At 48.5% G+C, this 25404-nt stretch carries 20 protein-coding genes; 13 read left to right on the top strand and 7 right to left on the bottom strand.

Annotation, left to right across the window (positions count from 1 at the left end):
• Window positions 1–113 precede the first annotated feature (113 nt).
• Entirely contained in the window at window positions 114–1739 is a 1626-nt protein-coding gene (locus tag ACFS25_RS07995; protein WP_381498380.1) for an aldehyde dehydrogenase (NADP(+)), read from the top strand.
• A 121-nt stretch (window positions 1740–1860) separates the two neighbouring features.
• Here the strand turns inward: ACFS25_RS07995 and ACFS25_RS07990 are convergent, their stop codons facing one another.
• The 3 genes from ACFS25_RS07990 to ACFS25_RS07980 all read right to left on the bottom strand — a co-directional run bounded on the left by ACFS25_RS07990 (window position 1861) and on the right by ACFS25_RS07980 (window position 3793).
• Window positions 1861–2562 (bottom strand): SDR family NAD(P)-dependent oxidoreductase, encoded by a 702-nt coding sequence (locus ACFS25_RS07990; RefSeq protein ID WP_381498377.1) that lies wholly within the window; start codon window positions 2560–2562, stop codon window positions 1861–1863.
• A 75-nt stretch (window positions 2563–2637) separates the two neighbouring features.
• Window positions 2638–3411 (bottom strand): GTP cyclohydrolase I FolE, encoded by a 774-nt coding sequence (folE, locus tag ACFS25_RS07985; RefSeq protein ID WP_381498374.1) that lies wholly within the window; start codon window positions 3409–3411, stop codon window positions 2638–2640.
• Window positions 3374–3793, bottom strand: coding sequence for a 6-pyruvoyl trahydropterin synthase family protein (locus ACFS25_RS07980; RefSeq protein ID WP_381498373.1), 420 nt, complete (start codon window positions 3791–3793; stop codon window positions 3374–3376). The genes folE and ACFS25_RS07980 overlap by 38 nt, the downstream gene beginning before the upstream one ends.
• 268 nt (window positions 3794–4061) lie before the next feature.
• Here ACFS25_RS07980 and ACFS25_RS07975 point away from each other — a divergent pair, with 268 nt between their 5' ends.
• The 4 genes from ACFS25_RS07975 (at window position 4062) to ACFS25_RS07960 (ending at window position 9149) form a co-directional block, all read left to right on the top strand.
• Window positions 4062–5168, top strand: coding sequence for an MBL fold metallo-hydrolase (locus tag ACFS25_RS07975; RefSeq protein ID WP_381498370.1), 1107 nt, complete (start codon window positions 4062–4064; stop codon window positions 5166–5168).
• Between the two features lie 146 nt (window positions 5169–5314).
• Entirely contained in the window at window positions 5315–6691 is a 1377-nt protein-coding gene (locus ACFS25_RS07970) for a Gfo/Idh/MocA family protein (RefSeq protein ID WP_381498368.1), read from the top strand.
• Between the two features lie 94 nt (window positions 6692–6785).
• The gene (locus ACFS25_RS07965) at window positions 6786–8009 is read left to right on the top strand and encodes a sugar MFS transporter (RefSeq protein WP_381498366.1); all 1224 of its coding nucleotides are present in this window, start codon (window positions 6786–6788) and stop codon (window positions 8007–8009) included.
• Between the two features lie 39 nt (window positions 8010–8048).
• A complete protein-coding gene (locus ACFS25_RS07960; protein ID WP_381500806.1) occupies window positions 8049–9149 on the top strand; it encodes a mevalonate kinase family protein in 1101 nt (366 codons plus the stop codon).
• Window positions 9150–9190: 41 nt separating this feature from the next.
• On the opposite strand, the gene ACFS25_RS07955 is transcribed toward ACFS25_RS07960, so the two are convergent.
• Together ACFS25_RS07955 and rbfA are read right to left on the bottom strand one after the other, a co-directional pair.
• Window positions 9191–10399, bottom strand: a complete 1209-nt coding sequence (locus tag ACFS25_RS07955) for an ABC transporter permease (protein ID WP_381498363.1) — start codon at window positions 10397–10399, stop codon at window positions 9191–9193.
• Between the two features lie 116 nt (window positions 10400–10515).
• Window positions 10516–10896: a 30S ribosome-binding factor RbfA gene (gene rbfA / locus ACFS25_RS07950; protein ID WP_381498359.1), complete on the bottom strand. Its 381-nt coding sequence runs from the start codon at window positions 10894–10896 to the stop codon at window positions 10516–10518.
• Between the two features lie 207 nt (window positions 10897–11103).
• Between rbfA and ACFS25_RS07945 the strand changes: the two genes are divergently transcribed.
• Genes ACFS25_RS07945 through ACFS25_RS07935 form a run of 3 tightly spaced genes read left to right on the top strand, consistent with a single transcriptional unit; the run spans window position 11104 to window position 15157 of the window.
• Entirely contained in the window at window positions 11104–12513 is a 1410-nt protein-coding gene (locus ACFS25_RS07945; RefSeq protein ID WP_381498356.1) for a hypothetical protein, read from the top strand.
• Window positions 12514–12571: 58 nt separating this feature from the next.
• Entirely contained in the window at window positions 12572–13360 is a 789-nt protein-coding gene (locus ACFS25_RS07940; RefSeq protein WP_381498353.1) for a queuosine precursor transporter, read from the top strand.
• Window positions 13361–13369: 9 nt separating this feature from the next.
• Complete coding sequence (locus ACFS25_RS07935) at window positions 13370–15157, top strand: metallophosphoesterase (RefSeq protein WP_381498350.1); 1788 nt, start codon at window positions 13370–13372, stop codon at window positions 15155–15157.
• 31 nt (window positions 15158–15188) lie between these two features.
• On the opposite strand, the gene ACFS25_RS07930 is transcribed toward ACFS25_RS07935, so the two are convergent.
• A complete protein-coding gene (locus tag ACFS25_RS07930) occupies window positions 15189–17063 on the bottom strand; it encodes a cytochrome-c peroxidase (protein ID WP_381498348.1) in 1875 nt (624 codons plus the stop codon).
• Window positions 17064–17142: 79 nt separating this feature from the next.
• Complete coding sequence (locus ACFS25_RS07925) at window positions 17143–17910, bottom strand: TrmH family RNA methyltransferase (protein ID WP_381498345.1); 768 nt, start codon at window positions 17908–17910, stop codon at window positions 17143–17145.
• 28 nt (window positions 17911–17938) lie between these two features.
• Between ACFS25_RS07925 and tamL the strand changes: the two genes are divergently transcribed.
• From tamL to ACFS25_RS07900, 5 genes are all read left to right on the top strand, one after another.
• Window positions 17939–20569 (top strand): translocation and assembly module lipoprotein TamL, encoded by a 2631-nt coding sequence (tamL, locus tag ACFS25_RS07920; protein WP_381500803.1) that lies wholly within the window; start codon window positions 17939–17941, stop codon window positions 20567–20569.
• 251 nt (window positions 20570–20820) lie between these two features.
• Complete coding sequence (gene miaB, locus ACFS25_RS07915) at window positions 20821–22275, top strand: tRNA (N6-isopentenyl adenosine(37)-C2)-methylthiotransferase MiaB (RefSeq protein ID WP_381498342.1); 1455 nt, start codon at window positions 20821–20823, stop codon at window positions 22273–22275.
• A 113-nt stretch (window positions 22276–22388) separates the two neighbouring features.
• Window positions 22389–23789, top strand: coding sequence for a sigma-54 interaction domain-containing protein (locus ACFS25_RS07910; RefSeq protein WP_381498340.1), 1401 nt, complete (start codon window positions 22389–22391; stop codon window positions 23787–23789).
• Complete coding sequence (lptE, locus tag ACFS25_RS07905; protein WP_381498337.1) at window positions 23779–24354, top strand: LPS assembly lipoprotein LptE; 576 nt, start codon at window positions 23779–23781, stop codon at window positions 24352–24354. Before ACFS25_RS07910 ends, lptE begins: the two co-directional genes overlap by 11 nt.
• 96 nt (window positions 24355–24450) lie before the next feature.
• Window positions 24451–25329 carry a hypothetical protein gene (locus tag ACFS25_RS07900; RefSeq protein WP_381498334.1) on the top strand — a complete coding sequence of 293 codons (879 nt, stop codon included), beginning with the start codon at window positions 24451–24453 and terminating at the stop codon, window positions 25327–25329.
• The last annotated feature ends 75 nt before the right edge of the window (window positions 25330–25404 follow it).

Below are 25404 nucleotides of genomic sequence, written 5' to 3'. Positions count from 1 at the left end.
TAATTTTTTGGCCTGTACACGCATGAAGTCGCGTAGTCAGGCCACTTTTTTGCTTATTCTGTTGTTTCCCGGTAACCTGTATCTATACCGATTTTTTGACCAATCCAAACAATATGTCAATCACGCAACAATCTCTCAACGTCAGTTTTATTGGCAACAAACCGACTTCGGGCGACGGTAATCTGTTCCACGCTTTCGCACCTGCCCGGCACGAGAACCTTGCCGACGAGTTCGCGAATGTCTCCCCCGAACAAGCCAATCAAGCAATTGAAAAAGCAGCCGCAGCTTTCCCAGCCTACGCTAAACTTACTCCTGCCCAACGGGCTGATTTTTTAGAGGCCATTGCTACCGAGATAGAGGATCTGGGTGATGAACTCATTGAGCGGGCCGTACTCGAAAGTGGTCTCCCAACGGGACGTATTTCGGGCGAGCGGGGTCGTACAACAGGCCAGCTTCGGCTCTTTGCCAACGTACTGCGTGAGGGTTCGTGGGTGGATGCCCGAATTAATCCGGCTCTACCTGACCGGACACCATTGCCGCGCGTAGACCTGCGCCGAATGCTGATACCGCTTGGCCCCGTAGTCGTATTTGGAGCCAGTAATTTCCCGTTGGCATTTTCAGTAGCGGGGGGCGATACGGCATCGGCTTTAGCGGCTGGTTGCCCGGTAGTTGTCAAGGCACACCCGTCGCATCCGGGCACCTCATCGCTGGTGGGACAGGCAATTGTGGCGGCTGCGCTAGAAACAGGTATGCCCGACGGCGTTTTTTCACTTCTCCACGCTGATATTGATGTTGCACAACAGCTAGTAGCTCATCCGGCGGTGAAAGCCGTAGGCTTTACGGGTTCACGGGCGGGCGGTTTGGCCTTGCTGAGAGTAGCGCAGGAGCGTACCGAACCCATTCCGGTATATGCCGAAATGAGCGCGGTTAATCCATTTGTTGTTCTGCCAGGAGCTATTAGCCAGGATACCGGGCCGAATTCAGCCGTTACGGTAGCAGCCGGTTTAGCCGCTTCCATAACACTCGGTGTGGGGCAGTTTTGCACCAATCCGGGGCTAGTTTTCCTGCTTGATTCACCTAAAACATCCGTTTTCCTAGAAACACTGACTGAGAAAATCCGCTCATCGGCTCCAGCGACAATGCTGAATGCGGGTATCTGCCGCAACTATCAGAAGGGTGTTCAACAAAACAGAATAATACCCGGTGTTCATGTACTAGCCGAAGCTGACGTTGATGCAGAAGACAGTCAAACGCAGGGCAGACCCATCGTACTTAGCACCAGTGCAGCTATTTTTCTGAGCAGTTCGGCCTTAAGTGAAGAGGTTTTCGGTCCTACATCGCTAATTGTAGTTTGCGAAACGGAAGCCGAACTAGTCGAATGCTTAACTACTCTGGAAGGGCAACTTACGGCCACGATCTATGCCACACCAACTGAACTGACTCAATCTGAAACGGATTGGGTTTCTTTATTGCAAGCGAAGGCGGGACGGGTATTGTTTGGCGGCTACCCAACGGGTGTAGAAGTGTCTGAAGCCATAACACATGGTGGACCTTTCCCCGCTACAAGCGACAGTCGTTCAACCTCCGTTGGTACGGGAGCCATTCTACGATTCGTGCGGCCGTTCACGTATCAAAGTTTCCCAAATGAATTACTACCGCTGGCCTTACAGAATGCCAACCCGCTTGGTATCTGGCGAAATGTTGATGGTAAACTGACACAATCTTCAGTCGGTAGTTGATAACGATATAAAGCGTTTGTTAGATGGCATCCCATATGCCATCTAACAAACGCTTTATATTTTACCTAAAAACGTGCAAAGTGATGCCTAAGCTGAGTACCTATCCCGGCATCATTATAATTTATTTCAAACTTCCCATTCCCCCATCTACGCCAATAATCTGACCGGTAATCCAACTGGCCTGATCGGTAAGTAGGTAAGCAGCCATACCCGCAATGTCCTGCGGAGAGCCGTATCGATTCAACGGGTGTCGTTTGTTGGCAGATTCCCGTTTTGCATCGTCGCCAAGCAGGAAGCCCGCCATTGGCGTATCCGTCAGTGAAGGCGCAACAGCATTGACCCGAACGTTGAACGGGGCTAATTCTGCTGCCAGCGACTTGGTTAGCCCTTCAACCGCTGATTTTGCCACCGACACCGATGAGTGCATGCCCATCCCAAGTTTGGCTGCTACGGTACTAAACAATACGATACTGGCCGATTTGGACTTTTTGATGGCTGCGTAAGTCGCGTGAATAGCACTCACCGCGCCCAACACGTTTATCTCGAAATCGTGCCGGTAGTCGTCCAGCGTAAGTCGCTGAAATGGTTTAAGATTTATGGTGCCGGGGCAGTAAACCAGCCCGTGTAATATATCGGGCAATTGGCTAAAGGCATCAACGGCGGGAGTCTGCGTAACATCCCACATCATGTGCGTGGACTGAATGCCATCGGGCTGAGTACGACCAGCCGTGAATAGCGTTGCACCTTGTGTCTGGAGTTGCTGAGCGAGCGCGTGACCAATGCCCGAACTGGCGCCAATAATGAGAATATTTTTACCCTGCATAACTAAACGGATGATTTAGGATTGCGGCTTCTGATCGTGTAATCATACGCCTACAATCCTAAATCATCCGTTCAATCAAATTGTTACGCTCGGTTGAGCAACATAATGCAGCAGTTCCTGCTTTGTCGCTTCTTCGGCAAATTTGCCACTATAAGATGATGTAACGGTCGAACTATTAATATCGCGAACGCCCCGCGTTGACACACAAAGATGTTTGGCGTCGATAATTACAGCCACATCGTCGGTTTCCAGAATGCGCTTCAATTCCTCGGCAATTTGCACCGTTAAGCGTTCCTGAACCTGTGGCCGCTTGCTAAAATATTCGACAAACCTATTCAATTTTGACAAGCCGATAACCTTTCCGCTGGAGATGTAAGCAACGTGAGCTTTTCCGATGATAGGGACAAAATGGTGTTCGCAATACGTCTGAACGATAATGTCTTTTTCAACCAGCATCTCATTGTACCGAAACTTGTTGTCGAACAGCGTTGGTTCAGGTTTATTCGCTGGATTCAGGCCGCTAAAGATTTCGTTTACATACATTTTAGCTACCCGCCGGGGTGACCCTTTCAGGCTATCATCGGTTAGGTCGAGGCCAAGAATGCTCATTATTTCGCGAAAATGTTCTTCAATGAGATCAATCTTGAGATCGTCATCAATAGCAAAGGCGTCAGGACGCATGGGTGTATCAATTGCAGCGGCACCATGGGCATCGCCAATTTCATCCATTAATTCGTCGTTGTCTGGCAGTTCGGTGTGATACCCGTTTAAGCCATGACCGTTGTTGTGACTACCATTCGTAGCCTGACCATTAGACGGGATATTCGACGAAGTTCCGCTCAGTTTCATAGAGTCTGATTTTAAGGTCTAAGCCCTCGCTTAGTTGGGTACGTAAAATGTTGTAGATGACAATAGCGATGTTTTCTGCCGACGGATTTAAATCGGCAAACTCTTCGGTATCGAGATTCAAATTTGTGTGATCGAAACGATCGGTAACGTGTTCTTTAATTAAGTCGCCCAGATACTTCATATCCATTACGAAACCAGTTTCGGGGTCAATTGGGCCGGTAACCTGTACAATCAGTTCGTAATTGTGTCCGTGAAAATGAGGATTATTACATTTACCATATACCCGCGTGTTTTTTTCGTCCGACCAATTAGGGTTATTCAGACGATGAGCTGCATTAAAGTGTTCCTTTCGAAACACAGCAACCCGGGGGGAATTGTTCATAAAAACGAATCGAAATAGGGTTCGATCAACCTGTCGTTACAAAGTTTGTGTACAACACAGGCAGACGCCGAGCGAGTAGCTAAAACGCTCTTTCGTATGCAATAACTCAACGGGTAGTTCATGTTCTTTGTTCAACATTTTTAACAAAAGATTAAACAAAGTCTATCCCGGTTTAGGTCGATAACGTCCGCTTATCCGGTATTGTTCCCACCTATCTATTCCATCGGCAGGTACGGAACCAGATAAGATTGCTACCCGTTGTGCACCCATGAAACGCCTGCGCAAACCTATGCTACTGACTATACTTATCGTAACTGGATTGATTGCTACTACCTTCCTATTCATGCAACAAAGCACCTTTGGAAGCGACCCGACCACACTCCGACTGGAACGCATAAAACGTTCTCCAAACTACCGCGATGGGGCTTTTCAGAATCTGGAACCAACGGAAGTCATGCGCAAGGGTGCCTCTTACACGGCCCTTTTGTGGGACAATCTCAACAAACCCAAAGACAATACTCCTCCAAAACCGATTCCTTCCGTCCGCACCGATCTCAAAACCCTCCCCGATTCAATTCCCACAGTTGTCTGGTTCGGGCATTCGTCCTACCTGATCAAATCAAAGGGGATTACTATTCTGGTCGATCCGGTTTTTAGTGGCAATGCGTCGCCAGTTTCGTTTGTTGGAGGGGCGTATCCCGGCTCCAATGTTTATGGTGTTGACGACATGCCGGATATTGATATGCTGGTCCTCTCCCACGACCATTACGACCACCTTGATTATAAGACGATTATCCAGCTTATTCCCAAAGTCAAAAAATTCTATACAGCATTGGGTGTGGGCGCTCACCTCGAACGCTGGGGCGTTCCGGCAGATCGGATTGTGGAATTCGACTGGTGGGAAAGTAATCGTGTCACCCCTGACATTGACTTAACGGCAGTTCCAGCTCGCCACTTTTCGGGCCGCAGTTTTGCACGCGGCAAAACTCTCTGGACAGCTTTTGTCCTGAAACTACACGGGTATTCACTTTATCTGGGTGGCGATTCGGGCTATGGCAAACACTTCAGGGAGATTGGCAATAAGTACGGCCCATTCGACCTGGCAATTCTCGAATGCGGACAGTATGGCAAGGACTGGCCCACTATTCATATGCTTCCCGAAGAGGTTGTCATAGCTGCGCAGGACCTGCACGCCAAAACAGTTTTGCCAGTTCACTGGGCGAAATTCTCGCTGGCCCTTCACGGCTGGAAAGAACCCATTGAACGGTTTACAATACGGGCAACCGAGCAAAAACTGGATGTCACAACGCCCATGATTGGAGAGCCTCTCGTCGTTGGCGTGACCTACCCCCGATCGCTTTGGTGGAATTATTGAATGAGATCATGGCGTAAGGCCAAGCCACGCTGGTACCAGCCCTACGCCATAGTCATTGTTACCGGGTAAAATTTGCTGAACGTATGTTTTTGTGCCGCGAAACATCGTTCTTTGGCAAGTAAACTCCTTCTACGTAACGCATCGCTATGCAGACACCTACCCGGCGCCAATTCATTCGCACAGCCGCTCTTACTGGCGCAGCAACATCTGTCGCAACAACATCTGTTTTTCCCGCTATTCTGACCGGTAGCAAGCCCGCAGACCCTAAAGTCAGGCTGGCGTTTATTGGTGTTGGGTCGCGGGGGCGCAGTCATGTTGAGCAGGCTCTCTATCGTGACGATGTCGAAATAACCGCCATTTGCGACCCTGCACCTGAAGCTATCAGCCGTACCACAGCCATGATTGAAAAGGCGGGTCGGAAAGCACCGGTGGCGTATGGTAAAGGCGACGAAGCGTTTAAAGATATGCTTAAACGCGATGACATCGACGGGGTTATAATTGCTACTCCCTGGGAATGGCACGTTCCAATGGCCGTGGCAACCATGAAAGCAGGCAAGTATGCCGGAGTGGAAGTATCAGCTACCGTAACACTCAAAGAATCCTGGGATTTGGTTGAGGCATTCGAGAAAACAGGATCGCATTGTATGATTCTGGAGAACGTTTGCTATCGGCGCGATGTGCTGGCCGTGCTGAATATGATTCGGAAGGGTATGTTTGGAGAAATGACCTACGCTCACTGCGGCTACCAACACGATTTGCGGAACATTAAATTCAACGATGGCAAGTCTATTAATGGTGTTGGTGCCGAATTTGGCGCGAAAGGTTACTCGGAAGCACACTGGCGAACGCAGCACTCGGTAGACCGCAACGGCGACATATACCCAACGCATGGCCTCGGCCCGGTGGCGCACTGGCTCGACATCAACCGAGGTAATCGGTTTACGCACCTGACGTCAACCGCGACTAAAAGCCGGGGATTACATAAATATGTGGTGGACAAAGGAGGACCGGATCATCCCAATGCAAAGGTCAATTTCAAACTTGGCGATGTAGTAACGACGGTAATTCAGTGCGCCAATGGGGAAAATATTGTCATTATTCACGACACAAATTCTCCCCGCCCCTACTCCCTTGGGTTCAGAGCGCAGGGCACCAACGGCATCTGGATGGACGACAACGACATGATTTATCTGGAAGGCGTTTCGCCAAAGCCGCATAGTTGGGAACCGTTTGCTGCCTATCAGGAAAAGTACGACCACCCACTCTGGAAACGCCACGCCCAAACGGCCGAAAGCGCAGGACATGGCGGCATTGATTTCTTTGTTATCCGCGCCTTTATCGAATCAATAAAAGCCAAAACGGCTCCCCCCATCGACGTATATGATGCGGCTGTTTGGAGTGCGATTAGCCCACTGTCTGAGCAGAGTATAGCCGGCGGTAGCAAGCCCGTTGAGATTCCCGATTTCACGCGGGGCAAATGGAAAACCAACAAGCCAATTTTCGGCTTGGGCGACAACTATTGACAGATAGTTGATGAGAATTCAATTTCTATTTTTAATTTGTAAAATATTTTAAAATCTCTTTCTCCTTCACCTGCTCTTAACCCCGAATCAGCCCATGACGCCCACCGCCCCGACTAAAACTCAAAATTATACCGGCCCGCTGCTCATTATCGGTGCCCTTTTCTTTGTTTTTGGCTTCGTTACGTGGGTCAATAGTGTGCTGATTGCTTTTTTCAAGCAAGCCTTTAGTCTAACGTCTTTCCAATCAACCTTAGTCGCGTTTGCTTTTTTTATCTCTTATACGCTGATGGCTATTCCTTCGTCGGCGTTGCTAAGGCGCACAGGGTTTAAGAATGGAATGTCGTTGGGATTGCTAACTATGGCTGTTGGCACCATTATTTTCATCCCGGCGGCCAGGTCAGTTTCGTATCCATTGTTTCTGGTGGGCTTGTTTATCATCGGTATCGGGCTAACCGTACTGCAAACGGCGTCTAATCCTTACGCCACTATTCTCGGCCCACGCGAGAGTGCCGCCCAGCGCATCAGTTTTTTAGGTATTGCCAACAAACTGGCGGGTATCCTGAGCCAGATTGTGTTTGGCGGGTTACTGCTGTCAGGAGCCAATGAAGTAATTGGTGCTGCTTCGCTCGAAAAAGTCGTTACCCCTTATCTAATCTTAACCGGTGTACTGGTCGTACTGGCAGGCCTGATCCGTTTTTCAAATCTGCCCGAAGTATCAGAAGAACAGGATGATATTCCCGCCGATGCGTTAGCCATTCATGACAGCGTGTGGCAGTTTCCAAATTTAGTTTTGGGCGTGTTAGCCTTGTTCTGTTACGTCGGCGCGGAAGTTATTACCGGCGATTTAATCATTAGCTATGGCCGTGCCATCGGTTTCAGCAACGACGAAGCCAAACATTTCACTACCTATACGCTAATTGGTTTGCTAGCGGGTTATCTACTAGGAATACTTACCATTCCCCGGTTCATTTCTCAGCAAAGTGCCTTACGTTATGGTATGATATTAGCCTTAGTCTTAACAGTAGGCGCGTTGGTAACCGATGGGTTTGCTTCCGTTTTGTGCATTGCTCTTATGGGATTTGCCATCTCGCCAGTGTGGCCCGCGGTTTGGCCACTTGCTCTAAACCGGCTTGGAAAATTCACTAAACTTGGATCAGCCTTACTGATTATGGGCATTTCGGGCGGTGCGTTACTACCCTTATTGCATGGTTACCTGACCGATGCCATCAGTCCCAAAATGGCGTATGCCCTGCTCTTACCGCTGTTCGGGTATATACTCTACTACGCTATTTCAGGCCATAAAAAAACGAGTTGGTAGAAGACGTATTATTCCTTTAACATTGCAGTCAACGTGCCCATTACAGGATCTACCATTACGGCTTCGACGCCCGGACGCATTTGTTTCTTTGGCGAACACCAGGATTATTTAGGCTTGCCGGTGATCGCAGCTGCCATTTCGCGTCGAATTCAGGTGTCGGCTCATCAGGCAGACCAACGGGGTTTTCGATTGAGTTTACCTGATATTAATGGGTCGGTCAACATTCCATTTGATGGCCAACCGCTGCCTTACCCACAAACTAGGGATTACTTTCGCTCGGCGGTAAATATCTTATTACGAGAAGGTTTCACGTTTGAGAAAGGTATCGAAGGCGACGTACATGGTAATATTCCAATCAATTCAGGCACATCAAGTTCGTCAGCATTGCTCGTTACGTGGCTTACTGTGCTCACCCAACTCGCCGATCAACCGCGTACGCTTCCTGCTGAACAGATAGCCGAACTCGCCTACGTAGCCGAGGTGCTGGAGTTTGGCGAACCCGGTGGCATGATGGACCATTATTCAACAGCCGTTGGCAATGTCATCTATTTGGAATCGCAGCCCAGAATCCGGCTAGAAAAACTTAATCCACCTTTAGGCGCGTTTGTGCTGGGCGACTCGCAGGAACCCAAAGATACCATTGGTATTTTGGGGCGGGTTAAGTTTGGGATGCTGGCCATTATAAAGAATCTGAAAAATATAAACCCCAATTTTTCGTTAGAAGAATCCGCCAGTACCGAAGCCGCCGAATTTAAAGACTTCCTGACAACAGACGAGTACATTTTATTGAAAGGTAACCTGGCCAACCGCGATATTCTGCGAGATGCCTTAACCTTGTTGAAGACTCCAGGTAATTCGGCAGAAACCTTTAATCACGCTCGTTTTGGTCAACTTCTGACAGCTCATCAAGTCAATCTCAGAGACGCTCAACGCATTTCGACGCCTAAAATCGACCGAATGCTGGATGCTGCCCTTAGCGCTGGTGCTTTAGGCGGAAAAATAAATGGGTCAGGGGGTGGCGGCTGTATGTTCGCTTATGCCCCTGAACATTCCGAAGCCGTTGCGGAAGCGATTCAGCGGGAAGGAGGAAAAGCGTATATCGTAACAGTTGCCGAAGGGACTACGGTAGTGAATGAGTAATAATTTTTCAGTATAGCTGAATGGGGCCTCTCAATGCTCATTTACCGAATATTAGCGGCTCGTTGGGCTGGAAACCAAGAGGTTAAGATAGTCATTAGAATGGTCAATACACCCGTTAGTAGAATGTCGCTGGCGTCAAGACGTACGGGATAGGCATCAATAATTGAGCTTACCGTTCCCATACGGATGAATCCGTAGCTTTCCTGCGCTAAGCAAATACCAACGCCCAATACCAACCCGGCAAAAGCTCCTGTTAAGGCAATAATAGCCCCTTCGGTCAGGAAAATTCGACGAACCATTGGTCTCGTTGCGCCTAAAGCGTATAGAATTTGGATGTCTGCTTTTTTCTCGATGACTAACATCGACAGGGAAAAGAAAATATTGATTGACGCGACCAGGATGATAAACGAAAGTGTCAGAGCCACGAATAGTTTCTCGACACGAATGGCCCGGTAGAGGTCAACATTTAAATCGTCACGACTTTGTACGGTTAAGTTTGCACCCACTACGTCCTGCAAGGCCTGTTTAGCTTTGTTTTCGTCGGTACCGGGTTGGAGTTGGATTTCGAGACTCGTTACTTCATCAGGTTTATAACCAAACAACGTCCGGGCGCTGCTAATTGGCGCTAGTACGAAATTATCGTACTTCGACTCGATGAAAAATATACCGGATACCGTCAGCGCTTCGCGATTAAACGCATCAGGATTAAGTACACTAAACGCCTGCCCGCTCTGTGGATAAAGTATCTCCAGCGGGGTCAGAATGTCAACTGGCGAAATCGTCAGGTCGTTGCGAACCCCATCGGCCACAATCGCGTAATTAACGCCCTCCCGGCGAAGCAAGAGTTTCCCTTCGAGCAGAGAGGAGTCGAGTTGCCGGCGCTGAAGGTAATTGTCATCCACACCCTTCAGTCGCACAACGGTCTGGGAAGCGCCATAGCGAGCCAGCGCGTTATCCTGCGCGACGGGTGTCAGCAGATTAACGCCCGCCGTCTGACGCAGGCGTGTCAGCAATGAAGGTGTGGCCAAAAACCGTTTGCCCTGCTTTGGCGAAACGGTCATATCAGACTCGAAGGTCTTGAATATCTGGCGGTTTAATTCCTCCATACCGTTAAATACTGACAGTACCACAACCAGCGCCATCGTGCCGACGCCCACACCTAGCATCGACAAAATAGACAGCCAGCTGATGAAACTGCGTTTTTTACGGGAGAAGAAATACCGACGGGCAATCCAAACAGGGAGGTTCATCTACTAGTTTTGACTAAGTAACCGGGCTTCTGTTACAGTGCGTAGTTAGTGAATATTTTTCGTAAGCAGCTTCACCAATCACTCACCGTAACGACAGACCAGTCATAATTTGCTCATTATTCATCGTCATCCTCTTCCGCCGGGGCGGGTGGAATCTCAAGACCAGAAAAGAGTTTATCCATTTTGTCGGCATAATCAGCCGTGTCATCCAGGAAGAAATGTAACTCGGGAACAATGCGCAGCTGATGCCGGACACGGTCGCCGAGGTGCTGGCGAAGCACTTTACCTTTCTCCAAAATTGAGTCCAGCAACAGTTGCTTATTCTTAGCAGCCAGAAAACTAAGATACACCCGTGCCACGCTCAAATCGGGCGATATACGCACACTGGTAACGGTAATAAATGCACCATTGAACAAATGCGGCACGTCACGCTGAAAAATTTCACTTAAATCTCTCTGTAACTGTCGGGATACTTTCTGCTGTCGTTTAGATTCCATATTATCGGTACTTGGGTACTAAATTGAACGGTCCGAATGAGCGAATGGTTTACATTCGTCCGAACCTCTATTTTGCAAATATCCGCCCATTTTTCCGTTCTGCCGAAATTGCCTGTAATTTTACCGTGAACAGCTACCAATACCTAGTCATATATAGAAGCTATTCGTAATTAACTGTTCACCGGTATCTAATAACTGTTAACTCCTTTGCTACGTTTCTTCCAATCTTACTTTTCTTACCAATACGTCAGTCTGCTGGGATTGCTGATACTTATCCGGTTGCCCCTACTTCTACATCCATTTCCGCTATTGATTCCAGAACTGAACTGGATGATTGTTGGCGAGCAGATGAGTCAGGGCAACTTGCTTTACCGCGACATTTGGGATAGTGTCAGCCCCCTGTCGGCGCTGGTTTATTGGGGAATAAACAGTGTGTTTGGCCGGTCGCCATTAGTGCTCCACGGAGCGGCAACGTTGGTATCTGTCTTTCAAATCGTTTATTTCAACTACCTGACTAATAACCGAGATGTATATCCAGACAGGTCATTCTGGCCGGGTCTGATTTACATGCTGTTCATGCATCTCTCGTTTGACTGCCTGACGCTCTCACCGGTTCTAATGTCAACGAGTTTTCTGCTATTGGCCTTCGGAACGCTCATTAAGCAAATGGACCGCCGGGGTGCCACCGACGAGGTGTTTGAAGTGGGCTTTTACATTGGCATTGCCGCTCTGTTCTACTTACCTTCGGCCTTGTTTATTCTGTGGGCTATCCTGTCGCTGCTGTTCTACACGGGTGCTACCTTGCGGCAGTATTCACTATCGCTGTTCGGATTTCTGTTCCCATTTGCCGCCACAGTCTTATTTTATTACCTCTCCGATAGTCTTGACGATTTTAACCGGAACCTGCTGGCGTCGGTGTTCCGGGTCCGGCAGTACCCACTATCCGATTTCCAGTCGCTGATAGCCTCGTTATTTATTCCGCTGGGACTGGGGATATTAGGATTTCTGAGTCTGTTCAATCGGGCGGGTCGATACGTCAACTTTCAGCAGCGAGTGCAACAAATTATGGCTATTTGGTTTGTCATTGCTGTGTTGACCATTGCCCTGATGCCGTTTCTGGCCCCGATGGTATTTTTGAGTTTTGTGCCGCCAATGGCTTACTTTGCCTTTTATTACTTCGAGAATATCCGCAAGAAATGGCTGGTCGAAATCACCTTCCTGATCGCCTTTTGCCTGATGCTTTTGCTGTTTTATCAGGGCGCGCTGGGTCTGGTTCCGGGAGCTGAACTGGGCCGTCTGGGCAGCTTGCAGGTGCAGCCGTCTCCCTTACCAAATGACATCATAAACCGGCGTGTACTCATTATCGGCGAAGACCTGAGTGCCTACCGCCAAAATAGATTAGCAACGCCTTATCTAAACTGGGATTTGGCAAAGTATGACCTCAAAAATTTAGATAATTACGAATCAGTTATTAATGTATTCGATCATTTTCGGCAAGATCCGCCCGATTACATCATAGATCGGGAAAACGTGGTCGAAAAGCTATTCCAACGTGCCCCTGCGCTGGCTCTTCGGTACGAAAAAACGGCTGCAACGGGGGTATATAAGCGAAAATAGTTGGCGGGAAACCTATACTGTTTTTAAAACCTTATAGGTTTATAAAACCTATTCTGCTATGCCCTCCTCCTTTACCAATAAGCGTACAAATCTGTACATTTTCCTGAGTGCCGTATTCCTGACCAATGCGCTCATTGCCGAAATCATTGGCGTTAAAATATTTTCGGTCGAAACATTATTCGGGACTAAACCGGCTCAGATTCACCTGTTTGGTAACTTCATTCTAGACTTCAACCTCACCGCAGGAGCCGTTATCTGGCCGTTCGTATTTATCACCTCCGATATTATCAATGAGTATTTTGGAAAGGCGGGCGTTCGGCGCATTTCATTTCTGACAGCGGGATTTGTGGGCTTTAGTTTCCTGATTATTTATGCCGTGACCATCCTGCCCCCGGCACAATTCTGGCTCGATGTAAATGCAAAAGATAGTGTTGGTAACCCCATCAATATCAATAATGCCTTTCAAATGATATTTCGGCAAGGGCTGGGAATTATTATTGGGTCCCTTACCGCCTTCTTGATTGGGCAGATTCTGGATGTATATATTTTTCATTCACTCCGGAAAATCACGGGTAACCGAAAAATCTGGCTTCGGGCTACCGGCTCAACACTGGTCTCGCAATTGGTCGATTCGTTTGTGGTATTGGGAATTGCGTTCTATATTTTCGGTAACTGGTCGCTCACACAAGTACTGGCGGTGGGAATTATCAACTACATCTACAAAGCCACGTCGGCCATTGTCCTGACACCAGTGCTTTATGTAGCCCATTATTTCATTGACCGGTATTTAGGCAAGGAACATGCGGAGGAGTTAGCCAACGAGTCGGCAATGAGTTCGTTTATGTAATATGGCTTTATGAAAATAGGTCTACTACTGAGCTTTCTATGGCTGAACTGGGTGACAACAACTGCTCAAACTGCCGTTGTCACACGAGGACCCTACCTGCAACTTGGCACTCAGACTGGTGCCACCATCCGCTGGCGCACTGATATAGCCAATATAGGACAGGTCAACTACGGGCTATCGGTGAGTAGCTTAACGGGCAACACCAGCGAAACAGCCAGCACCACCGAACATGAGATTAGACTAACGGGATTAACGCCCGATAAGCAATATTTCTACAGTATCGGCACCCCAATCCAGGTGCTGCAACAAGGCACAGATAATTATTTTTTAACGGCTCCACCCGCTGATACGAAGCGAAAAATTCGGGTTTCCTCCTTCGGCGACTGTGGGCAAAATCCTAACAATAACCAGACTAACGTTCGGAACGCATTCCTGAACTTTCGAGGAAATACCCCCACTGATCTCTGGATGCTCATTGGCGATAATTCCTATGACGGCGACGACCCGCAGTTTCAGGCGAATTTTTTCGAACCTTATCAGACCACCCTGATGAAGAATTCAATGCTTTTTGCCGTTCCGGGTAACCATGATTATAACAACAATCCCACGCTAGCTGCTACGCATAACATTCCTTATTTTTCTATTTTTAGTTTCCCAACCAATGCAGAGGCTGGTGGAGTTGCTTCAGGCACCGAAGAGTGGTATTCGTTCGACTATGGGCCTATTCACTTTGTTATGCTCGATGGATATGGCCAACGAAATGTTGGCGGCATGGACATGCGGTTCTATTCCGATACGCTCAATCATCCACAAGCCATTTGGTTGAAGCAGGATTTAGCGGCCACGACCAAGAAATGGAAAATTGTCTATATGCACTTTCCGCCCTACAGTCAGGGGGCGCATAACTCTGAAACTGATCCCGATTTAATCGCCATTCGCCAGCGCATTAACCCTATTCTCGAACGCTTTGGTGTCGATATGGTTTTGTTGGGCCACAGTCACAATTATGAACGCTCTTACCCGCTCCACGACCAGTATGGTCCGATGAGTGATTTTACGAATAACCCATCGGCTTACCGCTTCCCAAAAGACAATAGCACAGGTCGTTATGACGGTTCGGCAAATTCCTGCCCTTATAAAACGACATCGGAGAAAAAGAAACAGGGAACCCTTTATGTGCTTGCCGGTTCAGCTGGCGCACTAGCGTATAATCCCGCCTTGAGCCCTCACCCGGTTATGGTTTCTACGCAACGACTGGCTGGCGGTTCGTTTTATTTCGAGGTTGAAGATAACCGGCTGGACGCAAAATTTATCCAACCAAATTCATCCCCTTATTCCATTGGCGACCAATTTACGGTGATGAAAGACGTAGAGAAGCCCCAGTCACTAACCATTTCCGCCGGTCAATCGGCAACGCTAACGTCCTCATTTATCAGTGACTATCAATGGAGTAATTCGGCTGATGTGACCTTCTCCTCGTCGGCCCGTTCGGTTGTTGTTAACCCGGCTATCGGTACCAATACTACATATGTAGTGCGAGACAGTAAAAACTGCGTGCAGGACTCATTTAACGTGCAGGTAATTGGTTCGGGCACTATGCTCACAGTTAAACCGGGAAGCTGGAACGACCCTACCGTATGGTCGGGCAATCGGCTTCCAACCAGTGGCGATGTGTTACAGGTTAAGCACCTTGTGCTTATTCCGGCCAATACAGAGGCTCATGCCTTACGCGTGTCTTTCGACTCAGGCATAAAGTTGACCTACGGCACAAATGCCCATCTCTTCCTGGCTCTATAACTAGGTAGCTAATGCGAAGTCATAGCGGAGATCAATAGCGGCCACCGGGTTTTCGTTTATTCCAGGATTGGTTGCCATCAACGGTTGGTAGTTGGGAAGGGCGTTGGGTGAGACCTGTTGTATCGGTCAGGGAACGAAGAAAGGCGACCAGTGCTTTTTGCTCCACGCCAGTCAGGTTAAGGGATGATTCAGATAAAGTCTGCCCATCGAGTTGAATACCAATGCCCCGGCCACCACCCCGGTTGTAGAAGTCAACGACCTGTTCCAGCGTTTTATACGAGCCATTGTGCATATACGGGGCCGTCAGTGCGACATTACGAACGGTTGGCGTTTTGAAGGCAAACTGATGAATGTTCTTTTGGTAGGTGTTAAACTTACCCATATCCGTATCAATTTGTGCATTACGAGTCTTCCGGCGACGTGGTACGCCGATTATTTCACTCTCCGTTTTTTCGTAATGGGGTGGCACGAAGCCATTATAGATCGGGAAGAAATGGCAGGTTGCACAGCGGGCTTTTCCCAAATACAGATTTAAACCCAGTTGCTCATCAGCCGAGAAGATGACGGATTCCCCGCGCAGATAGCGGTCCGACCGGGCGTTCAAACCCGTTAAGCTACGAATATAACACGCCAACGCATTGCGAACGTTTTGAGCCATTAGTCCACTGGAGAAAGCATCAGTAAACATTTTCTTGTATGCGGTGCTAGCCGACAATTTCTGCACGATCTCATCGGGCGACGTACGCATCTCATGCGCATTTTTCAGTACATCGTGGGCCTGATCTTCGAGGTAAAATACCCGAGAATCGTAAAACTGAACCGTTTGCAAGCCAGCATTAATCAGCGTAGGAGCATTGCGAAGAACAGGCTTCCGCCCACTGAACGACCGGCTTTTAGTTCGTCCATCGGTAAACGCCCGTTCTGGTTGATGGCATGATGCGCAACTACGGGCGTTGTTTCCCGACAGTAATGGGTCAAAAAACAGGGTTTTTCCTAAAGCTACTTTTTGGGGCGTACTGGCAAACTCACCGAAATTAATTAAATAATCAGGTCGAAAAGCCCCAGAATCAGATAATGTCGCAACTGTTGGCGACAAAAATCGGCCACTGGTGGCAGTCGGAATAGCCAGTGCCTGCCGGGCCTTTTGCAAAGACCGACAAAGTGGATAAAGCTGCTGTCGGATAAAAGAAACCCGGTCGAACCCGTTGAAATCAGTAGTTGAATTTACAACCCGAATTGCATCCATCCATTGCTGTTCCAGGTGGCCTGACATCGGTTGAGGTAGTCGCCCAGTGTACGACTGAAACACCTTATGAAGCGTTTGTAGGGTTAGGGCTGCCTCTGATAAACCTGTCCGAACTTCGGGGGCATCATACCCGGTAATTCCGCCCGTTACTAACCTGAACAATTCCTGCCGAATAGCGTCCAGTATGTCCGTATCCGTTATCCGGTCGGCGGGTATTCCCTGCTCCAGACGGGAGGCATATGAAATTAGTACGGTTAACTCACGGGTAAGATCGACCTTTCGGGATGGGTCATACGATGGGAATAAATACGGCTCCACAACTTGCAATCCCGTTGGCAAAATAGGAACTTGTCCCGGCTCTTGTTCCTCAACTTCTATCACCGGGGGACCGTTGACGTGAGTGGCTAAAAATGGCTGATAATACTCCAATAACCATTCAATGCGCTTATAGTCGCGACGACTTCGTTTAAATGCCGCCCGGATCGAATCGACAGGCGCATCAGTTGCAACAGAGTTGGCCAATTGCTGCAACTGCTGGTGAAATTTATTTTTATCGGCAAGAAACTGCTCGTAAACGGGCTGACCAACGGGCCATAACTCCTTAGGAAGAAAGGATGGGAGAGCCACTATTAGAAAAAACAAACTGACGATACGATACATAAAGATAATCAGTTTAGAACGTTCGCCAGAGTGCGCTTTGCCAGGAAAGGGACGGCTCCATACGAACGGTTAATATACTTTATGTAGCACTAACGCTGGTCATTGTCCTCCGCCAGTTGTCCAGCAGCACTGCCGTAGCAATTCCTACATTCAGCGATTCGGCATCGCCATAGCGCGGAATCGTTACCCGTTGCGTAACATATTGACCCACCTCCGGCCGGATACCATTCGATTCGTTCCCCATGACTAAATAACCCGACGAGCCAAAAGCCAGCGTATGTACGTCGTCGCCATCCAGAAACGCCCCATATACCGGCACCACACTGGCTGATTGATGCAGCAATTGCACGATATCGCCATACCACCAGTTTACCCGGGTGAACGAACCTTTGCTGGCCGAGATCACTTTCGGGTTATACACATCAGTAGTGGTTTCGGAGCACAAAATTTTACGAATACCATACCAATCGGCGATGCGAAGAATAGTACCGAGATTGCCGGGATCGCGGATGTCGTCTAAAATCAGAGCAATCTCGTTGGGTCCGGCCAATAGTGGGCGGTTCTCTTTCGTTCTCACCACAGCGATAGCCGCGTTGTTACTTTCGAGCGTTCCGGCTCGTTCGAGGTCGGCCACTGACGCGATTTCGAACGATGTTCGTTGGTAGTCTGTCAGGTGAGCGTTTTCTTTGTAGAATGCTTCTGTCGCTATTACCAGTTCGACCTGAAAATCGGACCGAAGTACTTCCTGAACGCTCTTGGCTCCTTCGGTCAGAAATGCGCCGTGCTGCTGCCGGTATTTTTTCTGGTGCAGCGACTGAATATATTTAAGTTGATTTTTAGAAAGCATGAAAAAAAAGTATGATGTCAAATATGTGATGTATGATTGGCTACTGAGCCACATATCATGTAGCCTACATCATAGAGCAGCAATACTATTGTTGGCGATAGTAATTTGCCTGTCGGGTTGTTTGAGTTCTAAGCAACTGCGAAATAACGAATATATACTCACATCTCAGACGGTGCGGGGAAACCATGCCATTCTGAGCGAAAACCTCACAAGCCTGATTCCGCAAAAACCGAACCGCCGACTGCTTGGTCTACCCATCACAACCCAATTATGGTTGTACCAACTCGGTCAGCGCCGATATGACCGTGAAGCAGCCTTGCGTGAGTTACAGACCCAAACTAACGAATTTGAACAGCAAAGCCAGCTAGCAGCCAACCAGCCCAAGGAACTCAAAAAGTTAAATCGACGCTATGGTCGCCAACTAAAACGCCTTCGTCAAAAAGCGGAAGAAGGCAATTGGGTAATGCGTAATCTCGGCGAGCCACCTTCCTATTTTTCAGAAAAAGATGCAAAGGCCAATGCCGTGAAGATGCAGAAATATCTGTCGGACAGGGGGTTTTTCAATGGACAAACGGCCTACAAACTCGATACGCTGCGACGAAGACAAATTAGAGTCAATTATTTAATTACCGAAAACGCAGGTTTTTATCTACGAAATATCGTCTACGAAATTGCTGATCCGCGCGTAGATTCTATCGTTCGGCAATCATTCGACAAATCAAAACTGAAGACCGGTGATCGCTTCGATTTTGATAATATGTCAGGGGAGCGCCTTCGGATTGAATCCTTATTGCGCGATCAGGGGTACTACACGTTCTCCCGGCAATACATTCGGGCAACCGACGTCGATACAGTTCGTCGGGGGAATGACCGCCGTTTCCGCGACGGCCTCGAACCCGGCGATTCCACTCGGCGAAATGTTGATGTGACCTTACAACTAGCGAACCCTCCGGGCCAGTCATCCCATCCGATTTACCATATTGGCGAGGTGGAAGTTCGTATCAGCCCCGACGCTACTCAGCCAGCCGTCGCGCCTGTTAGCCTCGATACAGTCAGTCGTAAGGGCATTACCTATTTGTTGGGCGGACGCGATATTTCGGTCCGGTTATTAGAAGCAAAAATCTTACTTCGCCAGGGGCAATTGTATAATCAGACCAATTACCGGGATACCCAACGGCAACTCTTTCTGCTGAATCAATTTAAGTTCGTCAATCTTAATTTCACCGATACTACCAACCGTCAACTGCGGACGCTTATCACCGCGACGCCACTGGATAAATACGAAGCCACTGCCGAAGGGGGTGCTACGGGCCTGCTGTATCAGGGCCAAGGTTTCCCCGGTGGGTTTGGTAGCCTTGTCTTCAGGGTGCGTAATATGTTTGGTGGGCTGGAAACCTTCGAAACGTCTGTCCGCTATGGTATTGAGGCCCAGACGGGTTTCGTGACCGACCCGAATAATCCTGATCGTGTGGTTTATAAATCTCAGGAGTTAGGTGTCAGCAGTTCACTTATCTTTCCGCAGATTTTATTTCCGGGACGTCTTCGTTTCCGATTTACCCGCTATGCTCCCCGAACACAGGTCAGTTTAAGTTTTAACAACACGTTTCGGCCCGATTTTCGACGGTCACTCCTGCGAGCCACAATGGCTTACAATTGGCAAACGACACCCACCAAGCTATTTAGTTTTTTGATCGCTGACATTAATCTCATCAACGCTGGAGATGGCAATGAAAAGGTTATCAGCGACGCGTTTAAGCAACAGCTAAACACCCTGAAAAATGAGGGGAGTACTGTATACCTGAGTTTCCGGCGGTCACTGAGTTCAAGTTTCAGCTTGGCCTATACGTATAATACGAACACGCCGGGCCAAAATCGTCGAGCTAATTTTCTGCGTACGGTTGTTGAATCGGGCGGAACGACGCTCAACTTTCTTTCGGATAAAACCATTGCCCAATGGAGCGACTCGATCAATGGGACAGGCTTGCAATTTTATAAATTTCTGCGGGCCAACGTCGATTACCGGCATTATATTCCTATTCGTAGCCGTACAACATTGGCTTTTCGGATAAACACGGGCCTAGCCTACGGATATGGGCCAAATGGTGGTCCGGTTCCGTATGAGAAGTTTTTTTTCGCCGGGGGTAGTAACAGCGTTCGGGCGTGGTTGCCCCGGCGTTTAGGTCCAGGTTCGGCTTTTCCTTATCAGGCTAATGACCCAACACAACCAGCTATAAACACGGACAACAAACAGTTCATATACCTGTTTGAGCAACCGGGCAACGTACTCATCGAAAGTTCTGCCGAACTGCGAGGACGTCTGTTTCACCTCGGGGCCGACGTAAATGGAGCCATTTTTGTCGATGCGGGCAACGTCTGGACACTGGGCAATAATTCTTCCCGCCCCGGCTCCGCCTTTCGATTCGATACGTTTGTACCGCAGATTGCCGTTGGAACCGGTGTAGGATTACGATTTGACTTTTCATTTTTCGTTGTCCGATTCGATGGTGGTATCAAAGTTTGGGATCCCGCCCGGCGGTACATAGACACCAAAAATGAATTGGTGGACAAGCGATTTATCCTCCCCGAGTTTTCGCTGGGTCAGCTATTCAGCAGCGCTAACCCACTGGTAATCAACTTTGGTATTGGGTATCCATTCTAGTTAATTCATAGTTCACATTCCACTGGCAAACGACAACACATGGCCTTTAGAACCGTTTTGGCGGACGGATTACCCTAAAACAAGAGGTTAAGCTATTTTAACGGTCAAATCCTGCCAAAATGACAGCACTATCGGGGCTTTCTTCGTAAATTTGTAAATCAATTGGTGGTTGTCAATAGTTGATAACTATTAATTGACTGCTCCGGCGGCCCGGCATTCCGGCGAACCGTGATCATCAATTATTGACCATTATGACGCTCATCCCCGAACTAACCATACTGCAACCCAACGATAAAGAGCAAATTGACCTCCCACATACGTTGGAAGATGAATGGGCAGTAGGAAAAAAACGGCTGTATATAGAAAGCTACGGTTGCCAGATGAATTTTGCCGATAGCGAAATTGTCGCGGCTGTGATGCGCAATGCTGGCTTTGCCACGACCTCGTCGGCGGCAGAAGCAGATGTGATTTTCCTGAATACCTGCGCCATCCGCGATAATGCCGAACAGAAAGTTCGTCACCGACTGAAGCACCTCACAGGTCTTAAACGCTTGAAACCCGAACTGCTGGTCGGGATACTCGGCTGCATGGCCGAACGGCTAAAAACCAAGCTTCTGGAAGAAGAAAAAGTGGTGGATATCGTGGCCGGTCCTGACGCCTACCGCGATATCCCTAAATTGGTTGAAGAAGCCGAATCCGGGCAAAAAGCGGTTAACGTGTTTCTGTCTCGCGAAGAAACATACGCCGACATTTCCCCTATTCGGCTAAGTTCCAACGGGGTTACGGCTTTGGTGTCCATCATGCGTGGTTGCGACAATATGTGTAGTTTCTGCGTCGTACCGTTTACGCGCGGTCGCGAACGAAGCCGTGACCCATACAGTATCGTCCGCGAAGCGCAGGACCTCTTCGACCGGGGCTACCGCGAGGTTACGCTGCTAGGGCAAAATGTGGATAGCTATAAGTGGAATGATGAATTAGAAATGACAAATGATAAGTCGGCTGACAGTCGGACTGATTCATCATTAAGTTTTGCTGGCCTCCTCGAACGGGTAGCTCGTATCCACCCCGACCTGCGGGTACGATTTTCGACTTCGCATCCGAAAGACATTACCGACGATGTACTCCACACCATAGCCCGGTACGATAACATCTGCAACTACATTCACCTACCCGCCCAAAGTGGTAGTAGCAGGGTATTAGCGTTGATGAACCGAACGTACGACCGATCCTGGTATATGGGTAAGATTGACCGTATACGTGAAATTTTAGGTGATGACTGCGGCATTTCAACCGACATGATTTCGGGTTTCTGCTCTGAAACAGAAGAAGAACATCAGGATTCACTATCGCTCATGGATTATGTGCGGTACGATTACGCCTACATGTTCGCTTACTCGGAGCGGCCCGGTACGCTGGCGGCAAAAAAATACCCCGACGACATTCCAGAGGACGTCAAGAAACGCCGACTGACTGAAATCATCGACCGACAGTTAGCCCATTCTGCCCAGCGTAACCAACGACACATTGGCCAAGTGCAGCGGGTGTTGGTTGAAGGCACATCCAGGCGCTCCGACGATGACTTATCCGGTCGGAGTGACCAGAATAAATTAGTTGTTTTCCCAAAAGGAAATCATCAAAAAGGACAGTATGTCAGCGTATTAATAACAGAATGTACGTCGGCAACACTGCGAGGGGAAGCGGTTTGACAGGTGGTGTCGGTTTCCGCAACGGCGGACCGCTCAAAGCCGACAATCTTAAGTTGTCTTAGAGTGTCGGCTTTGAGCGGTCCGCCGTTGTGGAAACCGACACCACAATAGTTATGAATCAACAGGAAATTCAAAGTGTTAAGCAACGCTTCGGCATAATCGGTAATGCACCCAGCCTCAACTACGCCATCAACGTAGCGATGCAGGTAGCATCTACCGACTTAACCGTGCTCATCACGGGCGAAAGCGGTAGTGGTAAAGAATCGTTTTCTAAAATTATTCATAGCCTTAGTGCCCGCAAACATGGTCAGTTTATTGCCATCAACTGCGGGGCTATTCCAGAAGGCACAATTGACTCGGAACTGTTCGGCCATGAAAAAGGCTCATTTACAGGAGCCGTTGAGTCCCGAAAGGGCTATTTCGAAACGACAAATGGCGGCACTATTTTCTTAGACGAAATTGGCGAAATGCCACTCGGTACACAAGCTCGATTACTCCGTGTCCTCGAAAACGGTGAATTCATTCGCGTGGGCTCTTCGAAAACCCAAAAAACGGATGTGCGCGTGGTGGCCGCTACAAACGTCAATTTGATGGAAGCCGTTGAGAAAGGCAAGTTCCGGGAAGATTTATATTACCGACTCAATACGGTACCTATTTTCGTGCCTCCTCTGCGCGAACGCGGCACCGACATCGAACTGCTATTTCGTAAGTTCACCAGCGATTTTGCCGAGCGTTACCGGATCAACCCCCTACAACTAACTGAAGGCGCTAAACAACAGTTAGTAAGGTATCCGTTTCCGGGAAATATCCGGCAATTAAAAAACATTGCCGAGCAAATTTCTATCCTCGAATCAGAGCAAAACAAGCCTGTTGATCCCGAAACGCTGACGAAATACCTGCCTCAGCCGCAACAACCCAGCCGAATGCTGGCCTTATTTCCACAGGCCACTGGTAGTACTGGTGCCGACAATTTTTCGGAACGTGACCTGCTCTATAAGGTATTGTTTGATATGCGTCGGGATGTGAACGACCTCAAAAAACTCGTTCGCGATGTGCTGTTGGGCAATGATCAGGACTCAGGGCATATTTTGCACACCCATAAAGACCTATTCGATTCCATTTCGCCCGATGGTGATAATCGCCCGTTGACCGATACGAATGTAACGCGATTGCTACCCGCTGTCAACGGAAATCTCCGACCCGAAACACCCCAATTACCCCGAGATACGGCAGCCCGAACCACCGGACCGCCCTCAGAAACATACGGCAGCCACCCGCCCGTACAAATTTTTGATGATGTAGAAGGCGACATTAATGATGTGACGGAGGTGGAAGATGTAACCCACGAAACGGAAGAAGACGAGTCGCTCTCACTAGAACGTCAGGAAAAAGAAATGATCCTGAAAGCCCTTCGGCGCAACAATAATAAACGAAAGTATGCGGCTCAGGCACTTGGCATCTCCGAACGTACGTTATACCGAAAAATCAAACAGTATGAGATTGATGAAGAGTAAGTTAGTAGATAAGAATCGGTCCGCCGACGCGGAAAAATCAAGAGTGAAGATTAAAGAGGCAAAAAGGCTACTAGTCTTATTCCTTATTCTTAACTCTTCATTCCTCATTTCCTCCTGTGGCGTTTACTCGTTCACCGGCACCACGCTTTCGCCCGCTATTAAATCGGTAACGGTGAATAACTTTACGCTGGCTACGGCAGGTGGTCCGGCCAACCTGCCACTGACGTTCAACGAACGGCTGAAGGAATATTACCAGCGTTATACCAATCTGAAAGTCGTACCCAACAATGGTGATATGGTGCTGGAAGGTAATATTACGGGCTATGATCTTCTGGCGGTAGCACCAACGGCTCAGGATCAGGCCGGTGTTAATCGCCTTCAAATCACGGTTTTGGCCCGGTTCTACAATAATAAAGACGAGAGCAAAAACTTTGAACAGCCGTTTTCTTTTTATCAGGACTTTCCACAAGGCCAAACCCTTAGCCAGAATGAAAGTCGTCTGGTACCGAAAATTCTGGACCAGATTGTACTGGACATATTTAATAAAACAGCTGCCGACTGGTAAGAAGATTTATGCGTTACGAAGTACCATTTACGGTTGAAGTCGGTATTTTCGTGACACCCAATTCCTACTCCGTACCTCCTAAATCGTACATGCCCTGTGCTCGCTCTCGATAAAGAAACATTCTCCTACTGGGTCACCCACCCCGACGACCTTGCGCCTACCGACTTTGTGCAGTTACGGGAAAGTCTGGCTACCTACCCGTACTGCCAGACACTGCATACCCTGACGGCGAAAGCGGCTTCGGTACACCAGCGGAGTCAGGCTATTTCTTACGTCCGCCAGGCAGCTGCTCATGCGCTGAGTCGTAACGCATTGCGAAAACTAATTGATAATGAGTTTCAATGGTCAGATAATCTGTTGACCAAGTTAAACGAATTATCGACTAAACATGTCTCGATTCCTGACGATTATCAACAGGAAAGCTACGCACTCTTCAAAGCAAAAGCGGGGTTGAGTAATGGTTTTCCAAAGCTATCACTGCTGAGACTGCCCAGCCAGATCGACCGTGATGATAAGCCTACCGACGTGGGTGATGTAGCATTCAAGCTACCTGAACCCGTTGTAACTGTACCTACGCCCGAAGACCCGACACTGGCTGAAACAAACCTGCAAAACGATCTTACACAGATTGCAGAAACGGTCTCCGTTCAACCTACGCCATCCGTAGCCGATCTCGAACGTCAGCGACAATTAGATCTGATTGACAGTTTTATTAAGAAAGAACCCCGCATTTCGCCGGTTCGAGCCAAACCCGGTGAGCTACTCAACCAGGAAGATTTAGCCAAGCGTAACAAGCCGGTTGGTGGTAGTCTGGTGACAGAGAGTTTCGCTAAAATATTAGAGAAGCAAGGCAAACTTGACAAGGCCCGCGAAATCTATATGAAACTTATGGAGAAAAACCCAGAAAAAAAGGCGTACTTTGCGGCAAAAATCAGCGAATTAACGAGTGTGGATAGAGGATCGACTGAATCGTGAAACCACTCCTAACGAGCTGTAAACTGTTTACTCCTAACTGTTTAACGCACCGGCGACCCGGTGACCACTGATTTC

The sequence above is a fragment of the Spirosoma flavum genome (assembly GCF_042686045.1).
GTDB classification, from domain to species: Bacteria; Bacteroidota; Bacteroidia; order Cytophagales; family Spirosomataceae; genus Spirosoma; species Spirosoma flavum.
The sequence above is the reverse complement of the archived record's forward strand: the minus strand, read 5'-3'. Positions and strand labels throughout refer to the sequence as shown.